The 14104-nt window shown below is 49.9% G+C and carries 10 protein-coding genes, 3 tRNA genes and 1 CRISPR repeat array; of the genes, 1 reads left to right on the forward strand and 12 read right to left on the reverse strand.

Going from position 1 to position 14104, the window contains the following annotated elements; translation table 11 throughout:
- Positions 1-5: 5 nt before the first annotated feature.
- Positions 6-400: a CRISPR direct-repeat array (repeat unit 29 nt; unit sequence GGGCTCATCCCCGCGGGTGCGGGGAACAT).
- Positions 401-490: 90 nt separating this feature from the next.
- The 7 genes from cas2e to casA form a co-directional block, all read right to left on the reverse strand.
- Positions 491-838: a type I-E CRISPR-associated endoribonuclease Cas2e gene (gene cas2e / locus HMPREF3016_RS10890; protein ID WP_080972529.1), complete on the reverse strand. Its 348-nt coding sequence runs from the start codon at positions 836-838 to the stop codon at positions 491-493.
- Entirely contained in the window at positions 838-1776 is a 939-nt protein-coding gene (gene cas1e, locus HMPREF3016_RS10455) for a type I-E CRISPR-associated endonuclease Cas1e (RefSeq protein WP_048751427.1), read from the reverse strand. Before cas1e ends, cas2e begins: the two co-directional genes overlap by 1 nt.
- Before the next feature lie 110 nt (positions 1777-1886).
- On the reverse strand, positions 1887-2552 hold the full coding sequence (cas6e, locus tag HMPREF3016_RS10460; protein WP_048751428.1) for a type I-E CRISPR-associated protein Cas6/Cse3/CasE: 666 nt from the start codon (positions 2550-2552) through the stop codon (positions 1887-1889).
- Positions 2549-3250 carry a type I-E CRISPR-associated protein Cas5/CasD gene (gene cas5e / locus HMPREF3016_RS10465; RefSeq protein WP_048751429.1) on the reverse strand — a complete coding sequence of 234 codons (702 nt, stop codon included), beginning with the start codon at positions 3248-3250 and terminating at the stop codon, positions 2549-2551. Before cas5e ends, cas6e begins: the two co-directional genes overlap by 4 nt.
- A gap of 2 nt (positions 3251-3252) precedes the next feature.
- Complete coding sequence (gene cas7e, locus HMPREF3016_RS10470; protein ID WP_070741995.1) at positions 3253-4386, reverse strand: type I-E CRISPR-associated protein Cas7/Cse4/CasC; 1134 nt, start codon at positions 4384-4386, stop codon at positions 3253-3255.
- Between the two features lie 17 nt (positions 4387-4403).
- The gene (gene casB, locus HMPREF3016_RS10475; RefSeq protein ID WP_070741998.1) at positions 4404-5027 is read right to left on the reverse strand and encodes a type I-E CRISPR-associated protein Cse2/CasB; all 624 of its coding nucleotides are present in this window, start codon (positions 5025-5027) and stop codon (positions 4404-4406) included.
- Complete coding sequence (gene casA / locus HMPREF3016_RS10480) at positions 5020-6735, reverse strand: type I-E CRISPR-associated protein Cse1/CasA (protein ID WP_070742001.1); 1716 nt, start codon at positions 6733-6735, stop codon at positions 5020-5022. Before casA ends, casB begins: the two co-directional genes overlap by 8 nt.
- 338 nt (positions 6736-7073) lie before the next feature.
- Between casA and HMPREF3016_RS10490 the strand changes: the two genes are divergently transcribed.
- Entirely contained in the window at positions 7074-10091 is a 3018-nt protein-coding gene (locus tag HMPREF3016_RS10490; protein ID WP_070742008.1) for a CRISPR-associated helicase/endonuclease Cas3, read from the forward strand.
- A gap of 59 nt (positions 10092-10150) precedes the next feature.
- On the opposite strand, the gene HMPREF3016_RS10495 is transcribed toward HMPREF3016_RS10490, so the two are convergent.
- The 5 genes from HMPREF3016_RS10495 to HMPREF3016_RS10515 form a co-directional block, all read right to left on the reverse strand.
- Positions 10151-10222: transfer RNA gene (locus tag HMPREF3016_RS10495), tRNA-Val, on the reverse strand.
- Between the two features lie 24 nt (positions 10223-10246).
- Positions 10247-10317 (reverse strand) — tRNA-Cys (locus HMPREF3016_RS10500).
- 45 nt (positions 10318-10362) lie between these two features.
- Positions 10363-10435: transfer RNA gene (locus tag HMPREF3016_RS10505), tRNA-Gly, on the reverse strand.
- A gap of 206 nt (positions 10436-10641) precedes the next feature.
- Positions 10642-11694 carry a cell division protein ZapE gene (zapE, locus tag HMPREF3016_RS10510; protein ID WP_048751306.1) on the reverse strand — a complete coding sequence of 351 codons (1053 nt, stop codon included), beginning with the start codon at positions 11692-11694 and terminating at the stop codon, positions 10642-10644.
- A 239-nt stretch (positions 11695-11933) separates the two neighbouring features.
- Positions 11934-13745: a cytochrome c biogenesis protein DipZ gene (locus HMPREF3016_RS10515; RefSeq protein WP_070742011.1), complete on the reverse strand. Its 1812-nt coding sequence runs from the start codon at positions 13743-13745 to the stop codon at positions 11934-11936.
- Positions 13746-14104: the final 359 nt, after the last annotated feature.

Consider the following 14104-nt stretch of genomic DNA (forward strand, 5'->3'; position numbering starts at 1 on the left):
CAATAGGGCTCATCCCCGCGGGTGCGGGGAACATTGCGTTCACTAGTATCGGGTCATCTTTGTACAGGGCTCATCCCCGCGGGTGCGGGGAACATGACATACGCTCAACGTCCGAAGGACGCTTCGGGGGCTCATCCCCGCGGGTGCGGGGAACATGAAATGCAGAGACAAACATAAAGCTCTGGCATGGGCTCATCCCCGCGGGTGCGGGGAACATACAAGCGTCTGAGTTTTACCAGACCAATAAGGGGGCTCATCCCCGCGGGTGCGGGGAACATTCGGAATGTTTTGGTGAGCTTTTGCGCCAGGTGGGCTCATCCCCGCGGGTGCGGGGAACATGGTGTCTTTCACAAATGGCATGTCTTCCAGTAGGGCTCATCCCCGCGGGTGCGGGGAACATACTTTCTGACATGGGGTTTTACCCCCATACCTCAAGTTTTAGTATTAGTTTAAAGCCCATAACCTACTTCCAAGAATACACGATATGCTCTTACCTGCGTCGTGAAGCACGCCTATATCGACTTGCTTTGCTCCATCCTTTTCGAGGTACCAACCCCTTTTTTGGAGTAGACGGACGCATCATAAGTTTAACCCCCTCAAAATCTACAGGCTCCCATGGATAATTATGAATCTTAAAATCAAGACGCTGTTCATTATCTGCCGAGTACACCATAAGAGCACGTCCATCACTACAAGTAACCGTAATACGATTCCATAGATGCTCCCGCACACGCGCACTCACTTTTCCTACAAAAACGCCAGCACTAATTTCTAATAGCCACCTCGTAAGATCACCTCGTAAACCAACCGGGCATGCGGATAATACGACAACAATCATCACTCATCAGCTCCATAGTTGTACCCGCTTTCTTGCTCCTCTCCCCGGCCGTTCCAGAGCCCCACGATATCTGCTTCTAAGATATCCTCCGGAACTTCTTCAGGCACTAGTAATTTCTGGATATCCCGGGCCACCCGCTGCATAATCTTTTCACCACGAATACGGTCACGGACAGCACGACGAGTAATAGCCCCTATATCCTGACCTTCCTCATACTTAGCAGTCACCTGAAAAGCCACCGGAATAGTAATCTCAGCCTTGTATAGATCAGCGATGTCATATACGAAAGACCACGAGTTACCGGTATGCACGAATCCCAGTCCTGGCGCGCATCCCAAAGCAACTATTGCGGCGTGAACAATACCGTAGAGGCAAGCGTGTGCTGCTGAAAGAGACTGGTTAATAGGGTCTCCATCTCCAAAATCATTTGGATTATAGCTACGTCGTGTCCATGGAACTCCCGTTTGCTCTGACCAGTACCTGTATACCCGTCGTACCCGGGCACCTTCACGTCCCCGAAGCTGTTGCATCGTGAGCCCATTAGTGTCATCGTCGGGAAAACGCCATGCATACATAGTGCGTGCGACTTCTAGGCGAGAACGCGTATTTGATACTTTCTCTGCCTGAGCAAGGAGTAATCGAGAGGAACGTGCTAAAGACCGACCGTGTGCGTAGTAACGCACCCCTTGCTCTCCTACCCATACAACCGAGGTACCGCATTCTCCTAATAATGTCATGGCCTGATGAGTTACCCGCGTACCGGGTCCCAGCAGTAAGGCGCTTAAAGACGCTGCTGGGATATGGGCGACTCCCCGCTCTTCTGTCACAGTGATTGCATTGTCTGCACGGTGAATTGTTGCGTGTTCCACATAAATGTAAGAGATTCGTTCTGAGCTCCTTGTTAGCTCACTGATATTGGGCGGAGTTGCCCCAATCATCGTTCCTCCTTGAAGAATGAACAAGTCGATAACACATGTCTACTTATGCATCAGGCGGGGCGCTGTTTAGCGCCCCGCCACACAATGTGCGCATAAACAAGGTAGAGGTTTTACTGGGCAAGTGGCGCTAAAGTCATAAGACCCATGCCGTAAGCTTTACCTCGACCCATACCGTTAACCAGTGCCTTACGGAACAGCTCAACATCGGTAATACGCAAGGCACCGTCAAACTGCGCTTTACGTAAGGTGATCCGTCCTACATGCCCACCGGTATCACGGCGGCTGAAGGAAAGATCATTACGGCCCGTTACAGTAGGGGCATCCTCAAGCTCCTGCCCTTCCGCTGGAATAATCTCAAACCCCCATTGTGAAGTGCGTTCACGCAACCAAGCACTTTGCTGAACTGGTGTTACGTGCGGCCATGTCTTACTGCTTTTAACCTGGCGTTTTACCGGGTTGGCAGCAAGCCTGAAAGCCCATTCCTGCCCGTTCTCCAGTTTCGCGAGTAGGCGCCCGTAGTGGGCGCTCTCTCCTGGCCGGGTATTCCATCCTGCCTGCTCAACCAGAGCCGAGAAGTCAGGCTTCTCAGGGCTTAGCACATACAGCACATACTGGTGACCAGTGATATCTAGACGCCATAGTATGCGTCCATCTTCTTTTTTTATGTCTGGAGGGTTGGTCGCCATGACGGCTGCGTGCAAAGCCTGCGGGCTGCTTAACAGTTTGCGAGCGCCCCGGCGCTGTGGATTAATGAGGAATTTTGAGAAGTATGTCATGCTTCGGTCACCGTCCTCATGAAGTCAACGTCGCTGTGACGTTTGCCTTTGGGGTTCTCAACTGTCTTAGGTTCGGCAGAAACTACAGCCCGTACTGCGTATTGCCGATGTTCCTGGTTAAAGCTCACCGGAACATCCTGTACTAGATCTCCCTGCTCACCAGGTTTTGCATCCCGCAGAATACGCAGCTGTACAGGATCGGGGAACTCAGCGCGGCGGTGCTCAGGCACATGCCACTCTTCATTCCGCAAGGCTTCTTCAGCAGATTCTTCACGAATACCAAGTACAAGGTCATACCCTGCCGGGCAGGAACGCCGCCCTAAATATAACGGGTACACCGGTTTCTTAAGCGCTGACTCGATATTCTTGAGGGCCTCTTGGTCTCCTTCTACAGCAGCCACAAAAACTGCATCTGAAAGATAATAACGAGTGGAAAGCGAAACGTCATCTCTTGGACGATCCCAATCTTTTGCAGTCTGGTAGTCGCGCAGTAAAGTGCCCGGCGCGTCCACACGCACCGCAAAGTTAAGCCGAGCTAGGTCATCTACGGGCTCTGTCCGTGCACGTCCTAAGGCTGCGGCTATCAAGCCAATAACGCCAGATTTGCTGGGTTCATGCCCTGAATCTCGACGGCGGTATCGGCTTTGTGTACCCCAGGACTGCATTGGCCCGCTCAGTTTAAGGAGCAGACTAGGCATGGTTAAGACTCCTGACCAACCAGCTCGGTCAGCTGACTTTCAAGGGAAGCTAGAAGTTCCTTTAAGGTGACAGTTTCTCCCATATTTGACAGTGCTTTACGTAGCTCGCCAAGCGCTACCACGTATGAAACCTTAGGCTCATATCCGTAGGCTTCACGGATATTTGCTGCTTCCGTTGCTAACGCATGGGCGGCTGCGAGACGGCGTCCTTCGGAAGATTTCTCTGTAACAGGCTTTTCGAATGCATTAATGTAGGAGATCGGGCGGTTCTCACGCACCGTTACAATTACTGCTTCAGGCAGAGTACGTGCAGCAAACGTATTCTGTTTCCCGGTGGGCATCGAGTCAATGAAGGCACGGATAAAAGCGAGGGTAGCTTCAACGGTGGCAACTGCTGAACCGCCTAGGTTAGTTTTCAGAGCGTCCACATTGATGTTGGCGTAACGGTAAAGGGTGCTGGAGGCCATCTCGATGGTGCCGATCATTCCAGCACCGGTTTCATCCTCAGACTCCCGGATTACGTCGTCGACGGCAGTGTAGTAGTCAAAATCAGGTTCCGAACCATGTACCCCAAGGGCGTGAGCCACCTGGCAAGCGGCATCCACGTTGAAATCGGGGACGTTAGCTAACATACGGCCAAAGAGTGCGATATCAACACTATGCTCGGTATCCAGAATATCTTTGACTTCCTTAGCGGGGATTTTCTCGCCGTTAGCTTCTATGATGGCGTTGGCAAGACGGTTAATCTGCTGGTTACTCAGGAAGAGAAGGTAACCCGATACAGCGCGGCCAGTATTTTCTTCTCCCTTCTTGGCCTTAGGCTTCTCAAGTTTGATTTTGGCCGCTTTGAAAGCATCCACAACAGCTGATTCGGCTTTATCTGGGTCAAAATCGGGGCTGATATTGGTGATGCGGTCTACAATCATGTCGGCAACCTGGCGGGTGCGAACACCGATTTCAGAGCGGTCTAAGTGTTCTTCAAAGTTACGGCGGATGACTGATTTCCATGCCTGGCTAGAGACACGCTGGCGGCTCACACCACCAAAAATAGCGGATTTTGGGCTTCCGGTATCGTCACGGTTAATGTTTGACGGGGGAAGAGTTTGCAGAGCGTGAATATCAACAAAGAACGACATAGTTCTTATCCTTTCAATTAGTTTTTAGAGGTTTCCTCTGAGGTTTTAGATTTCTTGGGTTCGTAGCCATACAAAAATTCACGGCTCCAGCGCAGAATAACCGCATCACGTTTTTCAGGATTTTGTAACTGCATGTAATCCTGAGCAAATTGCCCATAGTCAAAAGCAATTTCTTCTGACCGTAGAAGTGTTATGAGACTACGCAAATAATGCCTGCGTGCCGATTCACTTCGTGCTTTTAACAATGCGTCGAATCGTTTTTTCATGGATTCGCTGGTCTGCAGAACAAGTTGTCCCACTGCCGTACCAAACCTAAAGTTTGGCACATGCATTAATTGTGACCGTGATTGTTGATGCAAAGCAAATAACGTGACAGCGGCATAGGTTGCTTGTTCCTCGTAGCTAAGAGCGTCACCCTTCCCTTTATAGTGTTCAGGAAAATTAGGAGTTTTTTTGCTTTTCCCGAAGACAATTTCCCAGAGTCCTGGATTATTCGCTGGATCATTACCTGCACCACGACGGAGCTGTGCTAATTGAGCGATGGCGAGAGAGCTACCATGTTCTTCTTTCTGTTCGTAAATTTCCTTTACCTTGTCAGTAACATAGCTTTTTACAGTAGTTTGATCCCCAGAATCACTCATTACCTTCCTCCTTTTTCTCAGTAGGTGTTGAAGAATATGCGAGAGGCAGAAGCTTATACAGTCGGCCGCCAAACTGACGGCGTGCTTTAGCCGTATTGTAGAGCTGCTCATCGTAGATAGTTCCTATGGCAGCTTTAGGGCCAGCACTCACAGCAAGCTGGTCAGCCTCACCCTCAAGGATGCGACGTACTTTTGACTGCCATTTAGCGGCTTGTGCAGAGACATCGTCAGAAACGCTCAGATCTGCAAGCCAGCTGCGGAATTCATCTTCCATACGGTGCAAAATACTTTCCGTTACGGAAGGACGGAATTCGTATTCCTTACCAGCAGCACGAAGCAGGTTTCCTGCATACTGCCCAAGCGCAATGGACGCGTCCATGGTTAGCTGAATATTGTCACGCACCATTGCAGAAATTTCGGCACCTTGTTCCGTGAGAATACCTAGTTCTAAGGTCACAGACTCATCAATAGTCTCTTCAACGATAGAACTTTGAGTACCATACACCATGCCAACCAGCTGAATTTTGGTTTTTGTATCAGGTGAAAAATACTTACCGCTGGAGATTTGACGGATAACGGTGGCAGGTTTGTTCTGCTTTTCTTGAGAGGAAGACAGCCTGGTTAGTAGCGCATCTGCTCCTCGCCATAAGGTGCGTTCGGCGCTGTGTGTTTGAGGCATCCAGACATAGTGAGTTTGAGTAGACTGATTTTTACTAAACCGGTAGGCGGTTAACGGATCGGTATAAGTATTCCGGTCAAGCCACTTATCACCATTCGATACAAGCACCCCAGTGACTCGCCCATTTTCAGGGAAAAGACGAACACGGCGCGATTGCCAGGTCAGAATTTCACACATGCCAGTTGCAGGCGTTGGCTCGTCTTTATACTTGGTGGGGTCACCACCCGTATATGCACGAGGAGCGGCGGTATCGGGAAGCTCTCGTTCCCAAACAGGCTTGTCTTGTAGAGCAAGTCGATGGTTCTTACCCCTTACCCTTTCAACATTGAGAAGCTGTTCATAATCGATACAGTACAGTAAGGTTTCAGTAAGATTCTCGCCGTGAACGATAATCTTCCCCGTAGCTCCATACCAACCTACGCCGATAGGGTATCCCCTGCCTCCCTTAACACGAGGATCCCCGACAGCACCAGATTTAATGCCCGAATAATCGTATGCCTGCACGGTTACTAGGTATCGTGCCGCTTCAGCGTAATTCAGCGATGTCAATGTTTGCTCGGCACGCATTGAGAAATATTCGCTCTCGGAGTCTAACACCAAACGTGATACAGGTTTTACTTCACATTTACTCGTGTGCAGATCTGCAACCTGCATAAAAGGACGCTCGGCGTCAAAAAGGTCGAAGCGGTTTTGATACTTCTCCAAATAGTCAAAAATAAACTTTAACCGCTCAGGGTCACCCGAACGAACACCCTGAATCCAGTTTTTAGGACTAGTGTATAGCTCTCCATATTCCCCTGAATCTGTAAGAATTGCACGGAACAACACAACAGTAGCCACTCCGAGAATCGCAACATCGGTTGTTGCATCACCAGCATGGATTTTGCGAATCGTTCCGCTGTCTTCAAACAACTTCTTCAAGGAAACTATTTGCACTTTCCCTGAGGCATAGAGAACAGGAATCCATGGTTCATAGCACAGGTTAAAGCCGGAGCCCACATTATTTTGCACCGACTGTCCAGTAGACATAATCCTTCCTTTCATCATTGATTAAGGTCACATGCTAAGAGTCGTCGCACAATGACGAAATCTTAACTATATGCTTATCACATACTTCAAAATAAAAGATGTGAAGCTCATTAGATACTCTGAGGTATCACCAGGTTCAACTGAGCACAGCCCCAGTGTAGACCCAAAGGAAATATTAAGTCAAGAAGAAAACGTACAAAGTTATAAAATAAGATTAAAGCGAGAAGATCCCCAGAAATCTGGGGAACATTTTAAGAAGGAACCGTACAAAAGGCTCATCCCGCGCTTCTCGTTTCGCGGGAACAATGGCTTATAAGTCTAACTGATCAGGAGTCAGAATGATAGTCAAAGATTTCACCCGTCCCAGCCAGCTTGCCTCGGCAGAAGCATCATCTCTCTGGGCAAAAACCGGTTCGGAAGAAAGCCCAAGTGTTGGCCTTTCCCTACCGCAGCATATGACGGATGCAGGATCTGTAGCTGCTGAGCTTTGGGATAAGTGGCTCTCCCCTGGTGCTAAACAGCGCATCATGGAGTTACTCAACCTCACACAGAATGAGGCCAAGTCTTTCGCCTGTTGGGTTGCCGCCACCCACGATATGGGCAAAGCGACACCAGAGTTTGCGGGGCAGTTAGATTCACGTGGCAAAGAAGAGCTCCGCGTATTTCGAGATAGGATTGAAGAACACAAGTTTAATTTTCCTCTTCACCTCACAACACCACCTGCAGGAACCCGATGCCCTCACTCAACCTATAGCCAGAGCATCATTATCAAGCTGCTTACTGAACGTTACACAGACGATGTAGAGACTGCCAAAACAATTGCAAGTATTGCTGGTGCTCACCATGGCGTGCCTGCAGAATATGTTCCAGAAACCGGACGTGCTTGTGCAATTTTTGAGGGGCTTAACGATAAGTGGCATCAAGCATGGCAAGAGCTTTTCGAGATGACACTGGAGCAAACTGGCGCAGATCAGGTTCTTAAGAAACTCATGTCAGGAACCAAAATCCCTGTTTCCGTACAGCTTTATCTCACTGGCCTGGTAATTATGGCGGATTGGATCGCGTCTAATCCCGAGTATTTCCCCATGGGCACATTTAGTGTTGAGGCACAACATGGGCGCCTAAATCAAGGCTGGGAAGCTCTCGGACTCGAACATCCCTGGGCTGCTCATATTGAAAACAGTGATACTTCCGATCTGTACAGTTCACGGTTTAGTTGGGAAAATCCCACTCTGCGACCTATGCAAGAAGTTGTTGTCGAAGCCGCACGTTCGATGAAGGGCGGCGGCATGATGTGCATTGAAGCCCCTATGGGACAAGGTAAAACTGAGGCTGGACTCATCGCTGCCGAAATTCTAGCCCAAGAAACAGGACGCAGCGGGCTTGCTTTTGCTGCCCCTACTCAGGTGACATCAAACGCACTTTTTGATCGGGTCAAAGCATGGGCGCAAGGGCCTGCTGGAGGTTCTGAACCGCACACTATGTTTTTAGGCCATGCGAAAAACCAACAGCAAGATTCTTTCCGCTACCTACAACGAGCTGATATCTTCGATTCAGAAGCCGACGTTGAAGGGAAACAGAGTATACGCCCTAATACTTCAGTAGCACGTCACAGTTGGATAGGCGGTCGGAAACGCGGCATTCTTTCGACCTTCGTTGTGTGTACTATCGACCAGATTCTTATGATGGCTCTACAGTCACGCCATGTGATGCTTCGCCACCTTGGGTTAGGTTCTAAAGTCGTCATCATTGACGAGGTGCACGCTTATGATGCCTATATGGGTGTTTATCTCAAGGAGGCACTCCATTGGTTGGGTCAGATGAACGCACCCGTTATTCTCATGTCGGCTACTCTACCTGCACATGTTCGCACCTCTTTAATGGAAAGTTACGCGGAAGGTCTTGAAATTCAGGATTCTACTGAATGGGATTTTGATGATGATTTCGACTCAGAGGATGTTACTGGGCCTTCTCTCGACCTAGATTATCCAGTTATTCATACGCTCACTGCCGAGGATGGTTACACGCCACGTAAATGGCAGGTAACAGCCCCCGAAGAGCAGGTAACAGCCCCCGAAGAGCAGGTAACAATCTCCATTCGTCAGATAGGTGACGAGTTCACCGACTTTGATAAAGTGCTGGAACCCTTAGAAAGCGGGCACGGCTGTGCCGCAGTTATCTGTAATACGGTGGGTCGGGCTCAAAACGCTTACGAGCATCTTCGAGCAAAATTTGGCGCTGACGTAATGTTGACCCATTCCCGTTTTACCTCTAAACATCGTGCGGAGAAAGAAGCTGATTTAGTTTCGCAGCTCGGTAAAGGCGCTCACCGAGGTGATGGCCGCCCAGAACGTTTAATCGTGGTGGGAACACAGGTTATCGAGCAGTCTCTCGACCTCGACTTTGATGTCATGGTGACCGACTTCGCCCCGGTAGATTTAGTACTTCAAAGGCTAGGCCGCCTGCACCGTCATGAGCGTGATGACTCAGAACGACCTTCCGAGTATCGTTCACCCATCTGCTACGTTCGTGGTGTTGAAATTTTTGGTTCTGAAACCCAAGTCCCCGAGTTCCCCAAAGGCTCACGTTCGGTCTACGAGCCCGCTATCCTGCTCAGCAGTTATGCGCAGTTACTCCCCTATTTTGACGGCAAAGCTCTGCGCATTCCGGCGGATATGAGCGAGCTTGTTCAGAAAGCATACGAAGATACTCCAAAGTACCCTGATGCTTGGAACGATGCATACCAGGAAGCACGCGAAGAATTCAATAAGAACTGGGAAACCGCTGAGCGTAGGGCGCAATCCTACTTACTGAAACATCCAGGTGCGCAAACCCAAACAGTGATGGCTGATGTGATGAATAATTACATCAACACCAAAAACGGAACACTCTCAGAAGACCAAATTGGTGAGGCACGTGTACGCGATAGTGACGCTTCTCTTGAGGTGATTGCGATAGTGGTTGAACGCGATGGAGACGGCTACATTGACCGCTACCGTACGATTCCCAGCGCTACACGGAAAAACCAGGATATTGACTGGCACAATGCAAAGGATCCAGAGGAGCCCACAAAGCCCCTAGCCTTCGAGTTATTAGCATCAGCTATACGTCTGCCCTACCAATACTCAGACTCTCCAAAGAACAGGGTTAATGGAAAACTCCGCTTTGATGCTGCCATTGAGGAGTTAGAAGACGAGCGCATTGACTCGTGGCAGAAAAGCTTTATGCTTGCCGGTGAGCTAATTTTGCCTTTTGAGCTACAGGATTCCGGTTTCTACGAGGTGAAGCTCGTCGATTATCTTCTTCGTTACTCTCCTGAATTAGGTCTTGAGGCTATTCAAATTTCTGATGACTAAAGAAGGTTTATAAGCAACATAAAAGTCCCGGTTCTCTAAGAACCGGGACTTTTTACTTGTGCGCGATACTGGGTTCGAACCAGTGACCTCTTCCGTGTCAGGGAAGCGCGCTACCGCTGCGCCAATCGCGCCTACAACATCAATGTGTTGTTGCGAGGTGAGGACGGGATTCGAACCCGCGTACACGGCTTTGCAGGCCGCTGCCTAACCACTCGACCACCTCACCGCATACATCTCTCGCGAGATGAGTTCGAACTCTAGGAGTCCTACGAGCGGTTGACGAGACTTGAACTCGCGACATCCACCTTGGCAAGGTGGTGCTCTACCAACTGAGCTACAACCGCTTATCAGGTGCTTTTCAAGCATCAACAACAGGCTTTACCCGTCGCACTGACAGATAAATACTATACGGGTTTTTTCGTCGTTTGCCAAATCTTTTGCCGCACTTTTTAGGCCGAGCGTCAGTACCAAAAACCTTACAACCTTCTACACAAATAAGGTCGCAAATATCAAGCACAGCATTCTACGCTATACCGCAATGCCATGAAGTCTAAGCCTCTGATTCCCCTAGCAAGCCTTCACGAGCGAGCGCCGTCAGACGCGAGACGGCACGGAAGTACTTCTTCTGGTAACCGCCAGCAAGCATTTCGGGGGTGAAGACCTGGTCGAAAGGTACGCCGGATGAGACGATCGGCAGGTCTTTGTCGTAAAGACGGTCAGCGAGCACAACAAAGCGCAGCGCTACCGCTTGCTCGGTAATCGGGTGTACATCGCGCCAAGCGATACCCTGCAGACCGTCGATAAACTGGCGGTAACGGGAAGGGTGCACTTTCGCTAGGTGTTCGACAAGCTCTGAGAAGGTATCGATACCCACGGTTTTTCCGTCGAATACTTCCTCGACCTTAGCGTCGAACGCATCGGGAGTTACGGGTTCCGGTGCAGCTGGAAGACCGCGATGACGGAAGTCTTCACCATCCACACGGTGTACTTCGAATTGTTCGGCAAGTACTTGGATTTCACGTTTGAAGTCTTCGGCGGCAAAGCGTCCTTCGCCGAGGGCACCAGGGAGGGTGTTGGAGGTTGCTACGAGTTTAACGCCAGCATCTGCGAGTTCGCGCATCAAGCGGGACATGAGGACAGTATCGCCGGGGTCATCAAGCTCGAATTCGTCAATGCAGACAAGCTTGTACCCACTGAGCGCTTCTACGGTTTTGCGGAAGGTGAGGGCACCAACCAGGTTGGTGTATTCGACGAAGGTACCGAAGGCTTTGGGTCCGTCAACATAGTGCCATAGGGAAGCTAGAAGGTGGGTTTTCCCAACACCGAAGCCGCCATCTAAATAGAGCCCGGATTTTGCGGAGTCTTTCTTTTTACCGCCAAAAAGTTTGCCGAAGAACCCGCCGGAATTTCCTCCTTTGTTGATTTTATCGCCGAAGGTTTTGAGTTTTTGTACTGCTTCAGCTTGGGAGGGCTGGTTTGGATCGGGAATATAGCTGTCGAATGACACTTCACCGAATCGTTCTGAGGGACGAAACCCAGCGAGAAGCTCTTCTGCTGAGACGTTTGGGATACGTTCGGTAAGGTGTTCGTAGGTGACGGGCACGATATAACTTTCTGAGTGACGTCTATGTTACTTGTCTTAAGTTTAGTACGGATGTGCTGAGCTTGCCGCAGCCCGGTACTCGGAGTGCTCTCTCTCTCGGGTACAGATGCGGTGAAAACGCAGTAAAACCCGGGACTATGCGTTTTACGTGGTTTTAGTCATGTGCGATCTAAAACCTTGAAAACACAGTCCCGGGTTTAGTCGTCAGGGGTGAATTCTGCGTGAGATTCGGCAGAGACTTATGAGAAGGTGAGCGAGTACAGCTGCACTCCGGGCGAGACCTTGAGCTCAATAACTCCGCTACTTTGCTCATCGCCGCGCACAATGTGGTGGGCGTTGGGAGCGCCGTCTACATGAATCTTTTCCGTTGTACCATTGCGCCGCACTTCGATGGTACCGCTGCCGCCGGCAACAACCTGCGCTCCGTGGGCACGATAGTTAATCCGCAAAGTACCATCGTTTCCTTGAGGCTCAATACGTTCGGGGGTTATAGACCACGTACCGTTGAGGTCGTATTGGTCAACAGCTAGACGATCTGCTGGTTTGAAGGTTCGGGTTCCGTTAGAGTAGCTTTCTTGCCCCGCAAAGTACATTGCGCGCTTAGAGCCCAGATACGTTTCAGGGGTTCGCGCATCATGCGCGTTTTGTGTTTCCTCTTGTGCATCATCCTTGTGAATAGGGTCTGGAAGCTGCACTTGTGGATTTGCGGCTTTGAGAAGTTCGCGTACCTGTGCCTCGGTCACCTTATGCCCACCTTCACCATAGTGAACAGCACGAAGTTTACCTTCACTATCAATGAGATAGTGTGCAGGCCAATAGCGGTTGCTGTAAGCACGCCAAATAGCATAGTCGTTGTCTTGAACTACCGGGTATTTAATACCTAGGTTCTCAATGCCTGCCTGGACATTCTTACCTTCGTGTTCAAACGCATATTCCGGCGTGTGTACTCCCACTATTTCTAGACCATAATCATGGTATTTGGCGTAGAGCTCATTCAGGTGCGGTGCCGTCCTCTGACAGTTAATGCACGAGTATGCCCAAAAATCAACGAGTGTAACCTTTCCGCGCATATGAGCGAGACTTGGCTGATTCTCAGTGTTGAAGTTACCAGTGCCACCCGCTAATTCCGGGGCTGAGCCGCAGTCCTGCAATTTTTCTTCGTCGGGTCGGCACGAGCTTATCGACCCACCGGTGGAGGAAGAAATAATATTATTCTGCGTATCTTGACTGATAGTCTGCTCAATCCCTTCCGTATAATTCGGAATTGCGCGCTGTAGCTGGGCGGGAACGTTGAATACTAGTCCGATTGAAAGAGCGATCAAGAGTACACCCGAGGCGGTGCGCACTCCACGCTGGTGGTTGCGGAACGTCTTAACTCGTTCTGCGATGCTCCGCCCCGCAAGAGCAAAGATCAACAGCGGAATAGCTGTTCCGAAAGCAAAAGATAGGGTGAGTGCTACGGTTTCGATACCGATGTTTCCAGTTGCGCCAGCAAGGGTAATAGCTGCAAGAACCGGACCTGCACAGGGCACATAGACGAGACCGAGAGCAAGCCCCATGAGGAAGCCGCCACGTGTGGTGCTGCGTTTCGCTCCGAGTTTTGAGAATTTCGCGAAAGGTTTTTCAAGCAGGCGCTCCAACGGGGGTATAAGCATGCTCAGCCCAACAATAATGAGGAAGGTGATACCTAAAATCCTCAGCGTATCTTGCGGCAAGTGCAGGGCAGCAAGAATAACCGAACCGAGCAGGGTAAAGAGGCTGAAGCTCAGAACGAGCCCGCCTACAACTTGATAGGGACGCCAGCGTGATGCAGTACGCTGCATGGGTGCTGAAGCTGCGTTTCCGAGAACTGCGCTTCTGCGCGAGAATAAGGCTTGCATATTGTCCGCAGAATCTTTTGCTATGTCTGTTTGTTCAAATTCGGTAGATGCAGTGCGCGCTGAATCTGCACCGCCAGTGACGAGAATAACGGGCAAGATAGGCAGGATGCAGGGCGAGATCCCAGTGATAAGACCACCGAGTATGCCAAGGATGATGAGCGATAACAGCATAGTTATTTTCCTCATGGATTGGTAATGCGAGGCGATGCTGCCTCACGTGTTGTCATGGTTGTATTCGGAACGAACTGCGGTTTCGGTTTGGTTGAAATTATTTTTATAGCGATGCCTGCACAATTGACAGCATCTTAATGAGGCCTTTTACTCCGCAATATTCAAGTTCATGGAAGTTTTTCTCAAGTTGTTGCGAGAGGTAGTCGGATACATCATTTAAAAATTTTTCTGAGGTTTTGCAATCCGAGCGGGCTGAATGTTCCGAATACCTAATGAGTCCAGTTTAGGATTCTGAATATTTTGCAACGGTACGGGCTCACCTCCGCGTTACCTGTGCCGATATAAGATTGGAGTTACGT

Source organism: Rothia sp. HMSC065D02 (genome assembly GCF_001815285.1).
Taxonomy (GTDB): Bacteria; Actinomycetota; Actinomycetes; order Actinomycetales; family Micrococcaceae; genus Rothia; species Rothia dentocariosa.